General features: G+C 59.0%; 20 protein-coding genes. 9 read left to right on the top strand and 11 right to left on the bottom strand.

Annotated elements, in window-relative coordinates:
* Positions 1–93 precede the first annotated feature (93 nt).
* Together ACP7D9_RS04140 and ACP7D9_RS04135 are read left to right on the top strand one after the other, a co-directional pair.
* Complete coding sequence (locus tag ACP7D9_RS04140) at positions 94–705, top strand: RNA polymerase sigma factor (RefSeq protein ID WP_101158564.1); 612 nt, start codon at positions 94–96, stop codon at positions 703–705.
* Positions 699–938, top strand: a complete 240-nt coding sequence (locus ACP7D9_RS04135) for an anti-sigma factor family protein (RefSeq protein WP_426155811.1) — start codon at positions 699–701, stop codon at positions 936–938. Before ACP7D9_RS04140 ends, ACP7D9_RS04135 begins: the two co-directional genes overlap by 7 nt.
* Before the next feature lie 176 nt (positions 939–1,114).
* Here the strand turns inward: ACP7D9_RS04135 and ACP7D9_RS04130 are convergent, their stop codons facing one another.
* Positions 1,115–2,437, bottom strand: coding sequence for a putative porin (locus ACP7D9_RS04130; RefSeq protein ID WP_101158566.1), 1,323 nt, complete (start codon positions 2,435–2,437; stop codon positions 1,115–1,117).
* Between the two features lie 281 nt (positions 2,438–2,718).
* Here ACP7D9_RS04130 and ACP7D9_RS04125 point away from each other — a divergent pair, with 281 nt between their 5' ends.
* Positions 2,719–3,843, top strand: a complete 1,125-nt coding sequence (locus ACP7D9_RS04125) for a GNAT family N-acetyltransferase (protein WP_426155808.1) — start codon at positions 2,719–2,721, stop codon at positions 3,841–3,843.
* An 84-nt stretch (positions 3,844–3,927) separates the two neighbouring features.
* Here ACP7D9_RS04125 and ACP7D9_RS04120 read toward each other — a convergent pair whose 3' ends face one another.
* The 4 genes from ACP7D9_RS04120 to ACP7D9_RS04105 form a co-directional block, all read right to left on the bottom strand.
* The gene (locus tag ACP7D9_RS04120) at positions 3,928–5,760 is read right to left on the bottom strand and encodes an ABC transporter ATP-binding protein (protein WP_426155806.1); all 1,833 of its coding nucleotides are present in this window, start codon (positions 5,758–5,760) and stop codon (positions 3,928–3,930) included.
* 88 nt (positions 5,761–5,848) lie between these two features.
* Positions 5,849–6,412 carry a peptidylprolyl isomerase gene (locus ACP7D9_RS04115; protein WP_123442891.1) on the bottom strand — a complete coding sequence of 188 codons (564 nt, stop codon included), beginning with the start codon at positions 6,410–6,412 and terminating at the stop codon, positions 5,849–5,851.
* 3 nt (positions 6,413–6,415) lie between these two features.
* Positions 6,416–7,219, bottom strand: a complete 804-nt coding sequence (locus ACP7D9_RS04110) for an alpha/beta fold hydrolase (RefSeq protein ID WP_426155804.1) — start codon at positions 7,217–7,219, stop codon at positions 6,416–6,418.
* A gap of 14 nt (positions 7,220–7,233) precedes the next feature.
* Positions 7,234–8,157 carry a LysR family transcriptional regulator gene (locus ACP7D9_RS04105; protein ID WP_016771199.1) on the bottom strand — a complete coding sequence of 308 codons (924 nt, stop codon included), beginning with the start codon at positions 8,155–8,157 and terminating at the stop codon, positions 7,234–7,236.
* Positions 8,158–8,206: 49 nt separating this feature from the next.
* Between ACP7D9_RS04105 and ACP7D9_RS04100 the strand changes: the two genes are divergently transcribed.
* The 4 genes from ACP7D9_RS04100 to ACP7D9_RS04085 all read left to right on the top strand — a co-directional run bounded on the left by ACP7D9_RS04100 (position 8,207) and on the right by ACP7D9_RS04085 (position 11,096).
* Positions 8,207–8,521: a 3-phosphoglycerate kinase gene (locus ACP7D9_RS04100; protein WP_101158571.1), complete on the top strand. Its 315-nt coding sequence runs from the start codon at positions 8,207–8,209 to the stop codon at positions 8,519–8,521.
* Between the two features lie 253 nt (positions 8,522–8,774).
* A complete protein-coding gene (locus ACP7D9_RS04095; protein WP_101158572.1) occupies positions 8,775–9,374 on the top strand; it encodes an FMN-dependent NADH-azoreductase in 600 nt (199 codons plus the stop codon).
* Positions 9,375–9,688: 314 nt separating this feature from the next.
* Entirely contained in the window at positions 9,689–10,111 is a 423-nt protein-coding gene (locus tag ACP7D9_RS04090; protein ID WP_426155801.1) for a hypothetical protein, read from the top strand.
* A 118-nt stretch (positions 10,112–10,229) separates the two neighbouring features.
* On the top strand, positions 10,230–11,096 hold the full coding sequence (locus ACP7D9_RS04085; RefSeq protein ID WP_426155799.1) for a carboxylate/amino acid/amine transporter: 867 nt from the start codon (positions 10,230–10,232) through the stop codon (positions 11,094–11,096).
* Positions 11,097–11,225: 129 nt separating this feature from the next.
* Here the strand turns inward: ACP7D9_RS04085 and ACP7D9_RS04080 are convergent, their stop codons facing one another.
* On the bottom strand, positions 11,226–12,524 hold the full coding sequence (locus ACP7D9_RS04080) for a mechanosensitive ion channel family protein (protein ID WP_426155797.1): 1,299 nt from the start codon (positions 12,522–12,524) through the stop codon (positions 11,226–11,228).
* A gap of 190 nt (positions 12,525–12,714) precedes the next feature.
* On the opposite strand from ACP7D9_RS04080, the gene ACP7D9_RS04075 reads away from it, so the two are divergent.
* A complete protein-coding gene (locus tag ACP7D9_RS04075; protein ID WP_039761006.1) occupies positions 12,715–14,055 on the top strand; it encodes a DEAD/DEAH box helicase in 1,341 nt (446 codons plus the stop codon).
* A gap of 51 nt (positions 14,056–14,106) precedes the next feature.
* Here the strand turns inward: ACP7D9_RS04075 and ACP7D9_RS04070 are convergent, their stop codons facing one another.
* Positions 14,107–14,382, bottom strand: coding sequence for a hypothetical protein (locus tag ACP7D9_RS04070; protein ID WP_039761007.1), 276 nt, complete (start codon positions 14,380–14,382; stop codon positions 14,107–14,109).
* A gap of 76 nt (positions 14,383–14,458) precedes the next feature.
* Complete coding sequence (locus ACP7D9_RS04065; protein ID WP_101158576.1) at positions 14,459–15,208, bottom strand: DUF899 domain-containing protein; 750 nt, start codon at positions 15,206–15,208, stop codon at positions 14,459–14,461.
* 173 nt (positions 15,209–15,381) lie between these two features.
* On the opposite strand from ACP7D9_RS04065, the gene ACP7D9_RS04060 reads away from it, so the two are divergent.
* Positions 15,382–15,774 carry a transcriptional regulator gene (locus ACP7D9_RS04060; RefSeq protein ID WP_101158577.1) on the top strand — a complete coding sequence of 131 codons (393 nt, stop codon included), beginning with the start codon at positions 15,382–15,384 and terminating at the stop codon, positions 15,772–15,774.
* Between the two features lie 134 nt (positions 15,775–15,908).
* Here the strand turns inward: ACP7D9_RS04060 and ACP7D9_RS04055 are convergent, their stop codons facing one another.
* The 3 genes from ACP7D9_RS04055 to ACP7D9_RS04045 all read right to left on the bottom strand — a co-directional run bounded on the left by ACP7D9_RS04055 (position 15,909) and on the right by ACP7D9_RS04045 (position 17,963).
* On the bottom strand, positions 15,909–16,778 hold the full coding sequence (locus ACP7D9_RS04055) for a DUF6279 family lipoprotein (protein ID WP_426155794.1): 870 nt from the start codon (positions 16,776–16,778) through the stop codon (positions 15,909–15,911).
* Between the two features lie 77 nt (positions 16,779–16,855).
* Positions 16,856–17,572 carry a TorF family putative porin gene (locus tag ACP7D9_RS04050; RefSeq protein WP_101158579.1) on the bottom strand — a complete coding sequence of 239 codons (717 nt, stop codon included), beginning with the start codon at positions 17,570–17,572 and terminating at the stop codon, positions 16,856–16,858.
* Between the two features lie 202 nt (positions 17,573–17,774).
* Complete coding sequence (locus tag ACP7D9_RS04045; protein WP_016985943.1) at positions 17,775–17,963, bottom strand: hypothetical protein; 189 nt, start codon at positions 17,961–17,963, stop codon at positions 17,775–17,777.
* Between the last annotated feature and the right edge of the window lie 135 nt (positions 17,964–18,098).

Raw genomic sequence — 18,098 nt, 5'->3', positions numbered from 1 at the left:
TCGAAGCGGCTGAAACGCTGTAATTTTTCGGAAATCGCGGCAGGTAAATACCTGCCGCGTTCATTTTCGAAATCCGCACAAGAGGATTGATGGATGGCGGCTGACGACACCCAACTGCTCGAACGCTTGCTGGCGGGTGAGCAAAAGGCTTTCAAGGAATTGGTCGTCCAGTATCAGAGCGCCATGCGCGCAGTGGCTTATGCGATTGTCGGCCAGCGGCATGTCGAAGAAGTGGTGCAGGATGCCTGGCTGTCGGTAGTGCGCCATCTGGCCAGTTTCGAGGGCCGCTCCAGCCTCAAGACCTGGCTGCTGACCATCACCGCCAATTCGGCCAAAAGTCGCTACAAGCTCAATCGCCGGGAAGTACTGCTTGATGACCTGCCATCTCCTCACGGCTCTATCGACGACGAGCGGTTTTCTTCGCGCGACGGTCACTGGCTGGTCGCGCCGTTCGCCTGGCACCAGGACACCCCCGAAGCGCTCCTGACTGAAAACGAACTGCGCGAATGCCTCGAGCATACATTGCTGAGTCTTTCCGACTTGCAGAGCAGTGTCTTGCTGTTGCGCGAACGCCAAGGCCTGGAGCTGGAAGAGATCTGTAATCTTCTGGAGATCTCGCTCTCCAATGTCCGCGTGCTGCTGCACCGGGCACGCTTGAAGGTCTTTGCAACCGTGGAACATTTTGAGGAGACAGGGGAATGTTGACCTGCAAGGAGCAAGTGGCACGATCCAGCGATTATCTAGACGGCCAATTGAGCTTTCGGGAAAAACTGATGGTGCGTCATCACCTGATGTTCTGCCCCAATTGCCGGCGTTTCATGCGGCAGATGCGCTTGATGCAGGCAACCCTGAAGGCGCTGCCGGAACAAGCGGACGAGAACGTCGATGCTTTGGCTGAACGCCTGGCTGAGCAACGACGAAAAGACAACCCCCTGTAGGAGCTGTCGAGTGAAACGAGGCTGCGATCTTTTGATCTTGTTTTCAGGATCAAGATCAAAAGATCGCAGCCTTCGGCAGCGCCTACAGGGGTTTTTTGCATCCTGCAGAAATAACCCAGTGCGAACGAAACGAACGGATGATGGGGATCGTCCCGCCCGCACCGGGCTATCACTTTTTAGAACTTCGCTTCAGCATCCAGCTGCAGGGTGTTGGCATCTGCATCGCGCTGGCTGCGGCTGGCGAAGTCGGCCTTGGTCAGGAAGTACGTAGCGCCGACGGCGAAGTTCTTGTCGATGTCGTAACCGACCTTGAACTTGTGCCCGCGCGAACCGGTGGTGCCGTTGGCAAAGTCGGAGTCGGTGAAGGCGCCGACCACGGCGTTGCGCTGTACATCGCGATAGTTGTAATCGAGGTTGAAACCGAACACTTTCGACTTGGCCCCGAGCAACCATGCGGTGTCCTGATCGGTCACGGCATCATTGTTCTTCACGTACTGACCGTAGAACGACAGTGGCATCGGCAGGCCGCCAATGTCGACCTGGCTGAACCCTTCATACAGACGGAATTCATTGTTGGCCGAGTTGCCGTTGACGGCCAGGGCGCACGGCGTCGAGGTGCCGGTGCAACGGCTGTCTTCGTCGTTCTGATAAGCGTAAACGCTGCCGCCTACGGTCATTTTCAGGTTGTCAGTGATGTTGAAGCGGCTGCCCAGTTGGCCAGCGGTCAGGCGCAGGTCGTGGCGGAATTGCACGCCGTCGCCGTCAACGTTGTCCTTGAGGTTGTAGTTACCCAGGCTACCAAACAGCTCGGCGCTGCCGCCCAATGGATACTTGTAGGTGACGGCCAGACCTTCCGGGTTGATATCGCTGTCCCAGATCACGTCGCCCATGCTGACCCACGGTTGCAGCATCTTGCCGCCGATGATGTGCAGGTTCTTGATCTGGTCGGGGTGGTAATCGATATAGCCGAGGTCGAGCCAGATCTGCTTCTTGTCGAAGTAGTTGTCCTGGTCCTGGTTGGTCGAACGGGCATCGTCGCCGCCGCCGGTGGCAATACGGATGCCGGTGTCGACTTGCGGGTTGATTTCGGTGTAGGCGCCCAGACGGGCACGGATGCGCTGGCGATCCTTGTCGCGGCCGCCGTTGTTCGGCTCGCCGTCGATCTTGATGGTTTCCTGACGGATGCGCACATCGCCCTTGAACTGGGTCTTGGCCGCCCAGGCCAGTTTCTGGTCGAACAGGCTCTGTTCGTTGCTCTTCTTGGCGACCGCCGCCACTTGTTCGTTGGTTTCCTGCTGCGCCTGTTGGGCGATCTGCTGAGCCTTCTGATCCTTGGCCAGTTCTGTTTGCAGCTCGATGTACTGCGCCTGGGAAATCGACCCGTTGGCCTTGAGCATGTCGAGCAGTTTGGCGTCGACTGCAGCACTGGCCGGAACGCTCATGGCCAGCAACAAGCCGCCGCACAGGGCCGCTGCAGTTTTCGTGGAAGCAAGACGCATAGCAATCTCCGAAGATGAAGGGGATGGCTGAACCATCCTGGGCACAACCGACACGAAGGTCGGAAAACTGTGGCCGGGTTAGAACCCGACGCTCTAAAAACAGGCGCCAGTATCGCGATGGTTTATGACAGAGCGGTGGCACGGTGATGGCAAGATGATGACGATGCGTATCAGGCGTGAACTATTGAGTTAGAGCACTGTCGGCCGATTGAGCGTGTGCAACGGGGTCGCGATCAGCGATACTCGCCGGGCTTTGTCGCCAAGCTGTGGAGTGCCAGTGAATGCCGTTGCAACGTCTGCAAAACCTGTCGGAAATCGCCCCGGCCACTTGGGATGCGCTGGTGCCGGACAACCAGCCGTTCCTGCGTCACGCCTTTCTCAGCGCGCTGGAAGACAGCGCCAGTGTCGGCCCGCACTCGGGCTGGCAACCCGAGCATTTGCTGCATATCGAAGGTGATCGACTGGTTGCCGCGCTGCCCAGTTATCGCAAGTGGCATTCCTACGGCGAGTACGTCTTCGATCACGGCTGGGCCGACGCCTGCGCCCGTGCCGGCATCGATTACTACCCCAAACTCCTGACTGCCGTGCCCTTCAGCCCGGTCAGCGGTCCGCGCTTGCTGGCGGCGCAGGTCGAGGACGGTTTCGAACTGCTCAAGAGCTTGCCCGGGTATCTGCAGATCGAAGAACTGACCAGCGCGCACATCAATTTCACCGATCCCTTCACCGATGCAGCGATGGCCGAGCAGCCGGGCTGGCTGCAGCGCATCGGCTGTCAATATCACTGGCAGAACCGTGCGTACCGCGATTTTCAGGATTTCCTCGACGCCCTCAGTTCACGCAAGCGCAAGCAGATGCGCAAGGAGCGCGAGCAGGTGGCGGGGCAGGGCTTTGACTTTGAATGGCTGCAAGGGCGTGAACTGGATGAGGCACAGTGGGATTTCGTTTACGCCTGCTATGCCAATACTTACGCGGTGCGGCGTCAGGCGCCGTACCTGACGCGTGAATTCTTCAGCCTGTTGGCCGAACGCATGCCCGAGGCGATTCGGGTGGTCTTGGCCAAACAGGGCTCACGGCCGGTGGCGATGGCGTTCAGTCTGGTCGGTGGTGACAGTTTCTACGGGCGCTACTGGGGATGCCTGGCCGAGTTCGATCGGCTGCATTTCGAGACGTGTTTCTATCAAGGCATGGATTACGCGATTGCCCACGGTATCCAGCGTTTCGACGCCGGGGCGCAGGGCGAGCACAAGTTGATTCGCGGCTTTGAACCGGTGATCACCCATTCCTGGCACTACCTGCGCCACCCGGGTTTGAAAGCGGCGGTGAAGGATTTCCTTCAGCAAGAGCGCGCCGGGGTTCTGGCGTATGCCGAAGAGGCGAGAACGGCGTTGCCTTATCGCCAAACATAAAGCGAAAGATCGCAGCCTTCGGCAGCTCCTACAGGAACCGGTGTAGGAGCTGCCGAAGGCTGCGATCTTTCGATCTTGAAGGCTTCAATCGATGCCGACAAAGCCTCCGGTCTGGTGCGCCCACAATCGCGCATACAGGCCACGATGGGCGAGCAGTTCAGCGTGGGTGCCGCTCTCTGCGATCCGGCCGTTCTCCAGCACCACGAGGCGGTCCATGCGTGCGATGGTCGAGAGGCGGTGGGCAATGGCGATCACGGTTTTGCCCTGCATCAGCGTTTCGAGGCTTTCCTGAATCGCCGCTTCGACTTCCGAATCCAGGGCCGAGGTCGCTTCGTCCATGATCAGGATCGGTGCGTCCTTGAGCAGCACTCTCGCGATCGCGATGCGCTGGCGCTGGCCACCCGACAGTTTCACCCCGCGCTCACCAACATGCGCATCGAAACCGCTGCGGCCTTCAGCGTCGGACAGCAGCGGAATAAACTCATCGGCGCGCGCCTTGTGCACCGCCTCCCACAGCTCGGCGTCGGTGGCGTCGGGTTTGCCGTAGAGCAAATTGTCGCGAATTGAACGGTGCAGCAGGGAGGTGTCCTGGGTGATCATGCCGATCCGTTCGCGCAAGCTTTCCTGGCCGACTTCGGCGATGTTCTGGCCATCGATCAGGATGCGCCCGCCCTCGACGTCGTACAGGCGCAGCAGAAGGTTGACCAGGGTCGATTTGCCGGCGCCGGACGGGCCGATCAAGCCGATTTTCTCGCCCGGTTTGATGGTCAGGTTGAGGTCGCCGATAATGCCTTTCTTCTTGCCGTAGTGAAAATCCACGTGCTCGAAACGGACTTCGCCCGAGGTCACGGCCAGTGGTTTGGCCTGTTCGCGGTCGGTGACGCTGACCGGTTGCGAGATGGTGCGCAGACCGTCCTGAACCATGCCAATGTTTTCGAAGATCCCGGTGACCACCCACATGATCCAGCCGGACATGTTGACGATGCGAATCACCAGGCCGGTGGCCAGGGCAATCGCGCCGACGGTGATCAGCGACTGCGTCCACAGCCACAACGCCAGCGCCGTGGTGCCGACGATCAGCAAGCCGTTCATGGTGGTGATTGCCACGTCCATGCTGGTCACCACGCGACCGGCCATTTGCGCTTTGACGGTCTGTTCTTCGATGGCTTCCCTGGCGTAGTGCTGTTCGAAGTTGGTGTGGGCGAACAGTTTCAGCGTGGCGATGTTGGTGTAGCCGTCGACGATGCGCCCCATCAGTTTCGAGCGCGCATCGGAGGCTTCCACCGAGCGTTCTTTGACGCGGGGTACGAAGTAATACAGCGCGCCGATGTAGGCGACGATCCACGTCAGCAGCGGGATCATCAGGCGCCAGTCGGCCTCGGCAAACAACACCAGCGAACTGATCGCATAGATCACCACGTGCCACAGGGCGTCCACCGCCTGCACGGCAGAGTCACGCAGCGAGTTGCCGGTCTGCATGATGCGCTGGGCGATGCGTCCGGCGAAGTCGTTCTGGAAGAAATTCAGGCTCTGCTTGAGCACGTAACTGTGGTTCTGCCAGCGGATCATGCTGGTCATGCCCGGGCTCAGAGTCTGGTGTACCAGCAAGTCGTGCAAAGCGAAAAAGATCGGTCGCAGCACCAGGGCGACCACCAGCATCCACGTCAATTCGAGGGCGTGGTCGCTGAAGAAATTCGGGTTGGGCGTGCCTTGTGCAAGGTCAATGATGCGGCTCAGGTAACTGAACAGCGCCACTTCGATCAGGGAGGCAAACAAGCCGATGACGAGCAGGGCGGCGAAACTCGGCCAGACCTGTTTCAGGTAATAAACGTAGAAGGGCCAGACGCGGTCTGGAGGAGACGCCGTCGGGGCGTCGCGGAAGATATCGATCAGTTGTTCGAAACGGCGATAGAGCATCAGATAACCGCCCGGAATCCGGGCTCTCCTTTTATCAGTGCGAGCGGCGCAGGCTCAGCCCGGCGCCGCTCGATATGCCCGGCGAAACTCAGTCGATGCGCTTGGCCGACTTGATGATCACAGGGTCGACAGGCACGTTCTGCATGCCTTGTTTGGTGGTGGTCTGCGAATTGACGATGACGTCTACGACATCCATGCCCTTGACCACTTTGGCGAACACCGCGTAACCGGCGTCGCGACCCGGATCGAGGAAGGCGTTGTCGGCCACGTTGATGAAGAACTGGCTGGTCGCCGAATCAGGGTTGGAGGTGCGCGCCATCGACAGGGTGCCGCGAACGTTGTGCAGGCCATTGCTGGCTTCGTTCTTGATCGGCGCCTTGGTTTCTTTTTGTTGCATCTGCTGGGTGAATCCGCCGCCCTGAGCCATGAAGCCCGGGATCACACGGTGGAAAATGGTGTTGTTGTAGAAGCCGCTGTCGACGTATTCAAGAAAGTTCTTGGTGCTGATCGGTGCCTTGACCGGGTCCAGTTCGATTTCGATCTGGCCGTTGGTGGTGTCCAGCAGCACATGGGGCGCCTTGGCCGGGGTGGCAGCCATCAGGTTGGCGGCAAACAGTACGGAGCCAGCGGCGAGGGCGAGTTTTTTCAGCATGGGTCAGTGATCCTGAGAGTGAAGGTCGGCTGTGGCGAGAAAATCCAGCAGCGTGTGATTGAAACGTTCGGGTTGATCGAGCGGGGTGGCATGACGCGAGTCGGCAATGACCACCAGCCGCGCATCCGGTAACAGTTTTACATAGGTTTCTTTTAACGCCACCGGTGTGTAATCACGGTCGGCGCTGATGACGAGCGTTGGACAGGACACCCGGGAAAGTCGTTCCTGAACGCCCCAGCCCACGATCGCATCGAAGCTGGCGAGATAAGCACGTTTGTCGTTTTTTGCCCAGCGCTCGGCCATTTTTCCTCGCAGGTCGGCCTGTTCCGGTTTGGGGAAAAGTTTGCTGCCGAGGGCTTTGCCGATGGTTTCCAGGCTGAGCAGGCGCATCAGGCTCCAGCGTTTTAACCACTGCCAGTAATCGTCGCGGCTGCGCAATTTGACCTCAGGTGCGCTGTTGACGATGGTCAGGCTCTTGAGCGCTTGCGGCTGATCAACGGCCAGCTGAAAGCCGATCATCGCGCCCATCGACAGCCCGACGTAGTGCACCGGACCGAGACGCAAGTGTTCGATCAAGGCCGACAAATCGGCGCTGAATGCGGCAATGCTGTAGCGCTCGCGGGGTTTGTCCGAGCGCCCGTGGCCGCGAATGTCCGGGACGATGACCCGGTAGTGCGCGGCCAGCGCGGGGATCTGCATTTCCCAGTCCAGTGTGCTCGAACCGAGCCCGTGAACCAGCAGCAACGGCGCGCCGTGGCCATATTCCTCGTAGTGCAGGTTGCAACCTTCGTGCTCGAAATACGCCATCGGTGAGCTCCGTGTCAGGCTTGTTCGGGGGCGGCGAACGGTGCGTCCAGCGGCAAGGTGTCGAAGGTGCGCAACAGCTCAATGAGGATTTGTGTGGCCGGCCCCAGCGGTTTGTCCTTGTTCGAATACAGATAAAAGCTGGAGTTGCGACTGCCGCCCCGATCCAACGGTAGCAGCTTGAGCGAGCCATCCTTCAGTTCCCGGTCGATCATGTGTCGCGGTAGCCAGGCAAAACCCAGGCCGCTGCTGACGAAGGTCGCGGCGGTGGCGAGACTGCCGACGGTCCAGCGCTGTTCGGCGCCGAGCCAGCCGACATCACGCGGCTGCTGGCGGCCGGAGTCGCGGATCACCACTTGCATCTGGGTTTCCAGATCCTGAAAGCTCAGTTCGCGATTGAGCCGGTGCAGCGGGTGATCAGGGTGGGCGACGGCGACGAACTCGACATCACTCAACTCCGCACCGAGGTAGCCCGGAATGCTCAGGCCGGTGATAGCCAGATCCGCCACGCCTTCAAGCAGCACTTCCTCGACGCCCGACAACACCTCCTCGCGCAGACGCACGCGGCAGCCGCGACTCTGCGGCATGAACGCGGTCAGAGCGCGGACGATCCGCGCGCTCGGATAGGCCGCATCCACCACCAGCCGCACTTCGGCTTCCCAGCCTTGCTCCATGTGATGGGCAAGGTCTTCCAGTTGACTGGCCTGTTTCACCAGTTGCCGGGAACGGCGCAGCAACACGCCGCCGGCCTCGGTGAGTACGGCTTTACGGCCGTCGATGCGCAGCAACGGCACGCCGAGCTGATCCTGCATGCGCGCCACGGTGTAGCTCACCGACGATTGCGAACGGTGCAGGGCCTCGGCGGCCTGGGCGAAACCGCCGTGGTCGACCACGGCCTGCAACGTTCGCCATTGATCAAGGGTCACGCGGGGCGCTTTCATCAATAGCTCCTCTTGTCCTAAGCTGGCCGTCCCTCATGGAGACTGCCGAATGAAAAAATTCTGTTGTGTGCTGCTGGCGCTGCTGCCGTTGACCGCGTTTGCCTATCCGATCGATGTGCAAAAGGATCTCAATGGCATGAAGATCGATTACGAGACGTTCGATACCGACAACGACATCGGCTCGATCCGGGTGGCCAACTACGGTGATGTCGATGCGACCTGCCGTGCGGTGTTCAGCAATGGGCCGGAAGCGCCACGCACACGCAGCATCGATGTCCCGGCGGGCAAACATAAAAACGCCACGGCCAAGTTCACCCGCGAGATCATCAAACTGCGGATCAAACTGACTTGCACCCCGAAATAACACCGGATCCATTGAACGACACCGGATTTATTGTGGGAGCGGGCTTGCTCGCAAAGGCGGTGTGTCATTCAAAGATGATGTGGCTGAAACGTCGCCTTCGCGAGCAAGCCCGCGCCCACACGGGAACATAGGTTTAGCTTATAAACGAATTAATCGATGGATTACAGCGGATATTTGCGCTTTTTCATCGAATGGGCTCTGGTTAACCTTCACTCCATCGACCTACAACATATTCGGATGGAGGCTACACAGCATGTCCCGCGTTCTGATCATCGAAAGCAGTGCCCGCCAGCAAGACTCGGTTTCCCGTCAACTGACCCAGACGTTCATCGCTCAGTGGAAAGCCGCGCACCCTGCCGATCAGATCACCGTGCGTGACCTCGCCGTGAACCCTGTGCCGCATCTGGACGCCAACCTGCTGGGTGGCTGGATGAAACCCGCCGAGCAGCGCAACGACAGCGAGCAAGCGTCGCTGGATCGCTCCAACCAATTGACTGATGAACTGCTCGCCGCCGATGTGCTGGTAATGGCGGCACCGATGTACAACTTTGCTATTCCGAGCACGCTCAAGGCCTGGCTTGACCATGTACTGCGTGCCGGCGTGACCTTCAAGTACACCGAGACCGGTCCGCAAGGCCTGCTCGGCGGCAAACGTGCCTTTGTGCTGACTGCGCGTGGTGGTGTGTATGCCGGTGGTCCGGCGGATCATCAGGAGCCGTACCTGCGGCAGGTGATGGGTTTCATCGGCATCAATGACGTGACGTTCATTCACGCCGAAGGCATGAATCTGGGTGGCGACTTCCAGGAGAAGGGCCTGAATCAGGCCAACGCCAAGCTGTCCCAAGTCGCCTGATATGTTAATCGCCAGATAATCGCCGATTGTTTAAGTGACCTGGCGCAACCCCTTCAAGGTCCCACGCGCATCGAACCTCCCTTTGCACTTTTGCTCCTGAGTGCTGTAGCCCGATTGAACGCTTTAGCGAGATCGGGCTTTTTTTTGCCTGTCTTTTTCCTGAAGAGCAGAACAGAAAATTCCTACATGATTTTCAGGTTGTCTGTCGGAAGTGGCGTCCCTAGGCTTTTGCGCCACCTGGGGAGTCGGCGATCACGAGCACCGCCTGACGAGCTTTGCACCGACAGACCTATACAACACACAGGAAGATCATGATGCTCAAGAAAGTAGTTGCTGCGGTTGCATTCATTTCGGCGCCCGCCTGGGCGAGTCAGCCGCCGTTTACCGGCACCGACTACAGCGGGGTTTATAACTGCACGGGCATGGACAGCCACATTGGCGAGTTCAAAGGCACCGTCGACATGCAACTCGATGCCAAGCAAAGCACGGGGCCTTACGGCGCTTATCGCTTCAGGCTGACCCTGGCGGACAAATCGATATACAACGGTTTTGCCGCTGCCCATGCAGATTCTCTGGCGATTTACTTTGCTCACACTGACCCAGTCCTGAAAGATTACGGGGTGGGTATTGCCAGGATGACAGCGGATCCCGACGGCAAACCCGCATTCAGCAAATATTATTATGGGCCTGAGTACGAAGGCGGCGGTCACGGCATGGAAAACTGCGTGAAAAGCTGACATTCCGAGACCCTGTGGGGACGCTCGGCAGCGTTCCCATGCAGGCAGTCTTGGCGCAGGGTTCGCGATCAACCATAAAACCCGCTATCGTCGCCGCCATTCGATTTTCGAGGCGAGCATGGGCTATCTACTTTTTGTCACGCTGATCCAGGCGTTTTCCTTCAGTCTTATCGGCGAATACCTGGCCGGACATGTCGACAGTTACTTCGCGGTGCTGGTGCGCGTAGTGCTGGCCGGGCTGGTGTTTATTCCGTTGACGCGCTGGCGCTCGGTGGAGCCAGCGTTCATGCGTGGCATGTTGCTGATCGGCGCGCTGCAGTTTGGTGTGACTTACGTCTGCCTGTACCTGAGCTTCCGCGTGCTGACGGTGCCGGAGGTTTTGCTGTTCACCATTCTCACGCCGCTGCACGTGACGCTGATCGAAGACGCACTGAACCGCCGCTTCAATCCGTGGGCACTGATTGCTGCGCTGGTCGCAGTCGGCGGTGCGGCGGTGATTCGGTTCGACAGCATCAGTCCCGACTTCTTCATAGGCTTCCTGCTGCTGCAACTGGCCAACTTCACCTACGCTGCCGGGCAGGTGTTGTACAAGCATCTGGTGGCAAAACATCCGAGTGATCTGCCGCATTACCGGCGCTTCGGCTATTTCTATCTCGGCGCACTGGCGGTGGTGCTGCCGGCGTTTCTGCTGTTCGGCAAGTCGAACTTTCTTCCGGAAGCGCCGCTGCAATGGGCGGTGTTGCTGTTCCTCGGGCTGGTGTCGACGGCGTTGGGTTTGTACTGGTGGAACAAGGGCGCGTGCATGGTCAACGGCGGCACGTTGGCGGTGATGAACAACCTGCATGTGCCGGTGGGGTTGTTGTTGAATCTGTTGATCTGGAATCAGCATGAGGAACTGGGGCGATTGTTCCTTGGAGGGAGTGTGATTCTGGCTGCCGTGTGGATCAGCCGATTGGGCATCCGCAAATCCACGGCCACCGCATAACGTCTGGCTGATAAATCCCCTGTGGGAGCGGGCTTGCTCGCGAAGGCGTCAGGTCAGGCAACATCCTTGTTGATTGACCCACCGCTTTCCCGAGCAAGCCCGCTCCCGCATTTTTGGTTTTGTGGAGGGTTACATGACATGTTTTTCCGGCTCAGCAAGACTCGCCGAGCCCAATACCGCTGGCAGCAGCCCGGCGCGCAAATCCCCGCCACTCGGCTGCTGATAGAGGCTCAAGCCAAACTCCGGCAGCACCGCCAGCAGATAGTCGAAAATATCCCCCTGAATCCGCTCGTAATCGGCCCACACCGTGGTGCGGGTGAAGCAGTAGATTTCCAGCGGAATGCCCTGCGCGGTGGTCTGCATCTGGCGGACCATGCAGGTCATGTTCGGCTGAATCTCCGGATGGCTCTTCAGATACGCCAATGCGTAAGCGCGAAAGGTGCCGATATTGGTCATGCGCCGGCGGTTGGCCGACATGGCCGCGACATTGCCTTGCGCCTCGTTCCAGGCTTTGAGTTCGGCTTTCTTGCGGCCCATGTAGTCGGTCAGCAGGTGCACTTGTGAAAGCTTTTCCTCCTCGTCGTCACGGATGAAACGCACGCCGCTGGCATCGATGAACAGGCTGCGCTTGATCCGCCGACCGCCGGATTGCTGCATGCCGCGCCAGTTCTTGAACGACTCGGACATCAGCCGCCAGGTCGGAATCGAGACGATGGTTTTATCGAAGTTCTGCACTTTGACCGTGTGCAGAGTGATGTCGACCACGTCGCCATCGGCGCCGACTTGCGGCATTTCGATCCAGTCGCCGACCCGCAGCATGTCGTTGCTGGTCAGCTGTACGCTGGCGACGAACGACAGCAGCGTGTCCTTGTAGACCAACAGGATCACCGCCGACATCGCACCCAGACCCGAGAGCAGCAACAGCGGCGAGCGGTCGATCAGCGTGGCGACGATGATGATCGCGCCAAACACGTACAAGACCATTTTCGCCAACTGCACGTAGCCTTTGATCGAGCGCGTGCGGGCATGTTCGGTACGCGCGTAGATGTCGAGCAAGGCATTGAGCAGGGCGCTGACCGCCAACAGCATGAACAGAATGGTGAAGGCCAGCGCGACATTGCCGAGAAAATTCATCGCGGTTTTGCTCAGCTCCGGCACCAGGTGCAGGCCGAACTGGATGACCAGCGACGGCGTCATCTGCGCCAGCCGTTGAAACACCTTGTTGTGGCGCAAGTCGTTGATCCAGTGCAACGCGGGTTGGCGGCCGAGCATGCGGCTGGCGTGCAGGATCAGGTAGCGCGCCACTCGTCCGAGCACCAGCGCGATCACCAGCAACACCAGCAATGCCAGCCCCGATTGCAGCAGCGGGTGTTCTTCGAGTGTGCCCCAGAGATCCTGAGCTTTGAGCCAGAGCTGTTTGATATCCATGAGCGAAACGTTTCTTCTGTAAGACGCGAGGGCCGATTAGAGCATTTAAGACGCTGTGTATTGCAGCGAGTGACAAATCGGGCAACAAAAAATCACTGATTGTCGCCGTTTGCACAAAGAAACTCGGCCTGAGCGCTCGAAACCGGTAACCTATGCAGCTGTTTTTTTGCATATCTTCGAGGTAGCACCCGTGTTTTCCCAATTCGCCCTGCACGAACGCCTGCTCAAAGCCGTGGCCGAGCTGAAATTTGTCGAGCCAACGCCTGTGCAAGCCGCGGCCATTCCGCTGGCGCTCCAGGGGCGTGATCTGCGGGTGACGGCGCAAACCGGTAGCGGCAAAACCGCCGCTTTCGTTCTGCCGATTCTCAATCGCCTGATCGGCCCGGCGAAGATTCGCGTCAGCATCAAGACGCTGATCCTGCTGCCGACCCGCGAACTGGCCCAGCAGACCTTGAAGGAAGTTGAACGCTTCGCGCAGTTCACCTTCATCAAGTCCGGCCTGATCACCGGCGGCGAAGACTTCAAGGTCCAGGCGGCAATGCTGCGCAAAGTGCCGGACATCCTCATCGGCACCCCGGGCCGGATGATCGAGCAACTCAACGCCGGTAACCTTGACCTCAAGGAAGTCGAAGTGCTGGTGCTCGACGAAGCCGACCGCATGCTCGACATGGGTTTCGCCGAAGACGTGCAGCGTCTGGTCGATGAATGCCCGAATCGTCAGCAGACCATGCTGTTCTCCGCCACCACCGGCGGTTCGGGTCTGCGCGAGATGATCGCCAAGGTCCTGAACAACCCGGAGCATTTGCAGCTCAACGCGGTCAGCCAGCTGAACTCGACCACCCGTCAGCAAATCATTACCGCCGACCACAATCAGCATAAAGAGCAGATTGTGAACTGGCTGCTGGCCAACGAGACCTACCAGAAGGCCATCGTCTTCACCAACACCCGCGCCATGGCCGACCGCATTTACGGCCGCCTGGTGGCGCAGGAATACAAGGCATTCGTGCTGCACGGCGAGAAAGACCAGAAGGATCGCAAACTGGCGATCGATCGTTTGAAGCAGGGCGGGGTGAAGATCCTCGTCGCGACCGACGTCGCGGCCCGTGGTCTGGACGTTGATGGTCTGGATCTGGTAATCAACTTCGACATGCCACGCAGCGGCGACGAGTACGTACATCGCATCGGTCGTACCGGCCGCGCCGGCAACGACGGTCTGGCGATCTCGCTGATCTGCCATGGCGACTGGAACCTGATGTCGAGCATCGAGCGCTACCTGAAGCAGAGCTTCGAGCGCCGCACCATCAAGGAAGTCAAAGGCACCTACGGCGGGCCGAAAAAGGTCAAGGCCTCGGGCAAAGCCGTCGGCGTGAAGAAGAAAAAGACCGACGCCAAAGGCGACAAGAAGAAAACTGCCGCCAAGACACCGACCAAGCGCAAGAGCGTCAACCGTCCGAAGCCGGATTCTCTGGTGAGCAGCGACGGTATGGCCCCGCTCAAGCGCCGCAAACCGGCCGAGCCTGCGGCTGAGTAAGCTCTAGCTGCGCGGATAAAAAAACCGGACATCATCCGGTTTTTTTTCGCCTCAACTGTCGGCCTTCTTCTCTGCCGAACCCAGTTCCTTCAAACGCTGATCGATCAACTGGCACTTGTCCGGCAGATCGGCGCTCGCCGTGCCCAGATCCATCTTCTGCAACTCGGCGTTGATCTCTTTGGCTTTTTCAGGATTCTGCTCGGTGAGCTTCGAGACTTCCTTGGCCAGTTGTTCGCGTTTGATCGTCGCCTCTTCCGGCGTGCAGGCCCAGACGGGCAGGGCGCAGGCAAGGGTGGCGGCGAGAGACAGCTTGATCAGGGTTTTCATGGGCAGGCCTCAGTTCCGGTTAAGGCAGACAAGCGGTTGAGGGCTGAAGCCTGGCAAAAGTTCAGAAACCATGACATCAACGTTGTTGCGCTCGATCGGCATGGCAGCAGCCCTGCTTCGGCGCACCGTCATACCGATCGTGATGCCGCACCCATTCCATGATCTCGTCCTCGTTGCGGCCCTTGGGTGTCAGATCAAGGTAGTGGTAAGCGCCAACCAGCATGTCCAGGCCGCGCGCGTAAGTTGAATAGGTGTGGAAAATCTCGCCTTGATCGTTGCGATAAAACACGCTCAGCCCCGGCATTTCTTCCTCGGCGCTGTCGGTCTTTTCGTAGTTGTACGTAGCCTTGCCCTCAGCGACGTCTGCAGCCCGGGCGCAGACGCCGAAGTCGTAATTGAAATCGCAACCTTCTGACGACACCCAGTCGAACTTCCAGCCCATGCGTTTTTTGAACGGCTGAAACTCGCAGAACGGCGCGTGGGAAACTGCGACTACGGCAACGTCGTGGTGGGCCAGGTGCTGGTCGGCGCCGTCGATGTGGTCGCTGAGGAAAGAGCAGCCCGGGCAGCCTTCCTCCCAGCCCTTGGCGAACATGAAGTGGTAGATGATCAACTGGCTGTTCGTGCCGAATAGATCAATAAGCTTCAGCTCACCGTTCGGGCCCTGGAAGTGATAGTCCTTGTCTACTTTCACCCAAGGCAGAGCACGGCGCTCGGCGCTGAGGCGATCGCGTTCCCGGGTGAAGGCTTTTTCGTGGGCCAGATGCTGCTGACGGGCGGCGAGCCATTCTTGGCGTGATACCACCGGATGGTGCGTAACGTTCATGACCATGTCTCCTGCGGGTTGAACCGGCTGTTTCAGACTAGTCGTTCAACAGCCAGGGGAATCGACACACCGCCGGTCGGTCGGCGCATGAATATGCGGCTGAACGGCTGCGCAGCGCTTCGGTCACAACCTTGAACGCGGCACACATCACCCGCACCGGAGGTTGGATCAGGATGACGACTTATAACTGGGATTTGATTGAACGTTTGCTGCACGAAGTGCAGAACAGCGCTGGTCACAGCTTTGCCCCGCGCGCTTATGCCGAAGACCATGCAGCCGAGAAAGCCAGCGCTGGCGAGCCGATCGACAATCTCGATCACTTGAAAACCCTCGCCTGTGATTACGAGAAGCTCCTGCTTGAACGCGGATTCATCGAGCCGCGTCCGGATCATGAGGGCAGCACCGGCAACAATTTCATTCTCACGCCGCGCGGTTCCAGCCTGTTGAGCCTGATCGACAGCAGCATTCCGGGCAATGACCATCCGCGCCAGGTGCTGGATGAGCAGGAGGATGCGCTGGATGAGCTGACGTTTGATGAAGTGGCGTCAAAAGCCCAAATCGCCTGATTTTGTTGAAGGCCAGCTGAAAGCAAAGCTGTGGGAGCGGGCTTGCTCGCGAATACAGTCTGTCAGTGATATCTGAACTGCCTGACACACCGCATTCGCGAGCAAGCCCGTTCCCACACGTGAGCCGAGTGATCTCAGGATTTTTGTGCGGCTTTGAGACACTTCAGGTCATTGAAGTCTTTGCGTACCCCTTCGATCTTCTTCAGCAAGCGCTCACGCTGTTGCGGCGTGCTCTCGGCCATCAGGTCGACAAACAGCGCGCGCGCTTGAGCCTCAGTATTGGCGTAGGCCTTGCGGTAATCCGCTGTCCATAACTGCTCGCGGTTGACCAGAAGTGTCTCGATGCGTTGTGGGAATTCGGTACTTTTACGTTGCGCAACGGCCGCACTGAACTGTTGTTGCCAGTGCGCACGGTTGGCGATCCATTGGGTGTTCTGGTCGCCCAAGGCGTTGGTCCAGGCCACGACGCGCTGCTTCTGTGAGTCGCTGAGCGGACCCAGCCAGTCGTTCAGGCGTTTTTCCATGCGTTCGCCACGTTCCTTGAGCTGCTGGGCCAGCGGCGGTTTCACGTATTCCTGCTGGCGTTTGCGCAAGTCCTTGGCGAAGGCGTCATTCATTTCCGCGACCTGTTTATCGTCCAGCCCCTGGAGCAACTCGATGGCCGATGGGGTAATTTCCCGGGCGGTGTCGGCGATGGCCTGTTTGGCTTCGGCGGTGCGCTCCTGGAGGGCGGCGTCGGTGACCTGATTGCTTTCGACCATGGCCTGTAAACGGTCGAGCCAGTCCAGGTAACCGGGTAACTGCGTGGTGCAGTGCCAGCTCAGGTGCTCCTTGAGCCGGTCGTTGAACCAGTCTTTCTGCTCGCCGTTCATGTCCACGTAGTCGCTTAGCGACCACGGGATAATCACATCGAGATTGCGGTAGGCCAGGCCTACGCGGCTGCAGGCGCCGAGGGCGAGGGTGAAGATCAGCAGGGTGGCAATCTGTTTGAACCAGCGAGACATAGGCAAATCCTTGCGAGAGCCTGGCGTCGGAAATCTGATTCTTATGTGATGCAGGATGCGGGCGGCAGTTCAGCCGATCAATAGAACGTGCGCACGGCCTTGAGGGTAACGAGGCCGTCGCACTCGCTGTTGTGCCCGGAATAGGCCGAGCAATCACTGCCGCTGAGGCTGGAGTCGCTGTAGATCAGATCAAGATCGACACCCATGAAGGGGCGCGACAGTTTCACCGACCAGTCAGTGAAACTGCTGATGTAACCACCGTCCACCGCCGCCGGTGTATTCAATTGGTGCGTGGTGTATTTCATGCTCACGCCAATGCCGAACGGCTGATTGCCACTAAGGTCGGCAAACAAGGTGTTGTTCTGTTTATCCGGGTCGTTGCTCAGGGCGATGCCAAAGCGACTGCCGAGCAGGGTCAGGCCACCAAACAGCTCCTGGCTGTCGAGCGTGTCGAGGCGGGGATAGCTGTAATGGATCATCCCGACTTCATAGCCGAGCACCTGATCGAAAGGCTGCTTGAAGCCGACGTAGGAATCGATCTCGAGGTTCTTGCCCGGCGTGATGCCCATGCTCGGCGCGTACTGGCCGAAATACACGCCGCTGTCGTGGCTCAGATCGAGGCCGCCGTGGAACGAACCTACCGCCGCCGGTTTGACCAGGCCTTGGGCCATGCTGCGGCTGGGCGTGGTGCCGAGCTTGAGATCGAAGTCGCCCAGCTCACCCTGGAAAACCTGCGCGTGCGCGGCCGTGCCTGACAGCAGGCTGACGAACAATAAACAGGGAAATGGGCGCATGCGTCACTCCATGAACCGCGAGCGCAGGGCGAAGGCCTGCTGAAACGCTTGATCTAGACGCGTGCAGGATACCGGCGAATGCGCGGCATTGATGGCCGTTCGTCGATTTTCAGGGATTTTGTTTGGAACGAAGGAGGGGGGGTGTAATGCCAGTCCAGGCGCTTCGAAGCTCAAAGCGCCTTTGGACGGGGTGAAACCGGTATTACTTTTTGCCCAGGCTGATCTGCTTGGACGGGCCGAACGTCTGGCCACTGACGCCTTTGGCAATTTGCTGGATTTCGCCGCCGGACTTCAGGAACGCTGCGATCTGATCGTTGATCGATTCGCTGGTTTCAACGGCTGGAGCTGGCTTTGCTTTGCTGGTGGATGCTTTTACACGCATGGCGGCCATTAACCTGTAGAAAAGTAACTCGGCCAGGCATCGTACAGGATTAACTTGACAATAGCTTGGTAAATATCCCCCGGAATAACCAACCGCAGCGCTGCATTATTGGCGGTTCGATATTTTGACTATGCCCCTAAGCTG

The organism is Pseudomonas sp. TSRC2-2, from assembly GCF_049897785.1.
Lineage (GTDB): Bacteria > Pseudomonadota > Gammaproteobacteria > Pseudomonadales > Pseudomonadaceae > Aquipseudomonas.
The sequence above is the reverse complement of the archived record's forward strand: the minus strand, read 5'-3'. Positions and strand labels throughout refer to the sequence as shown.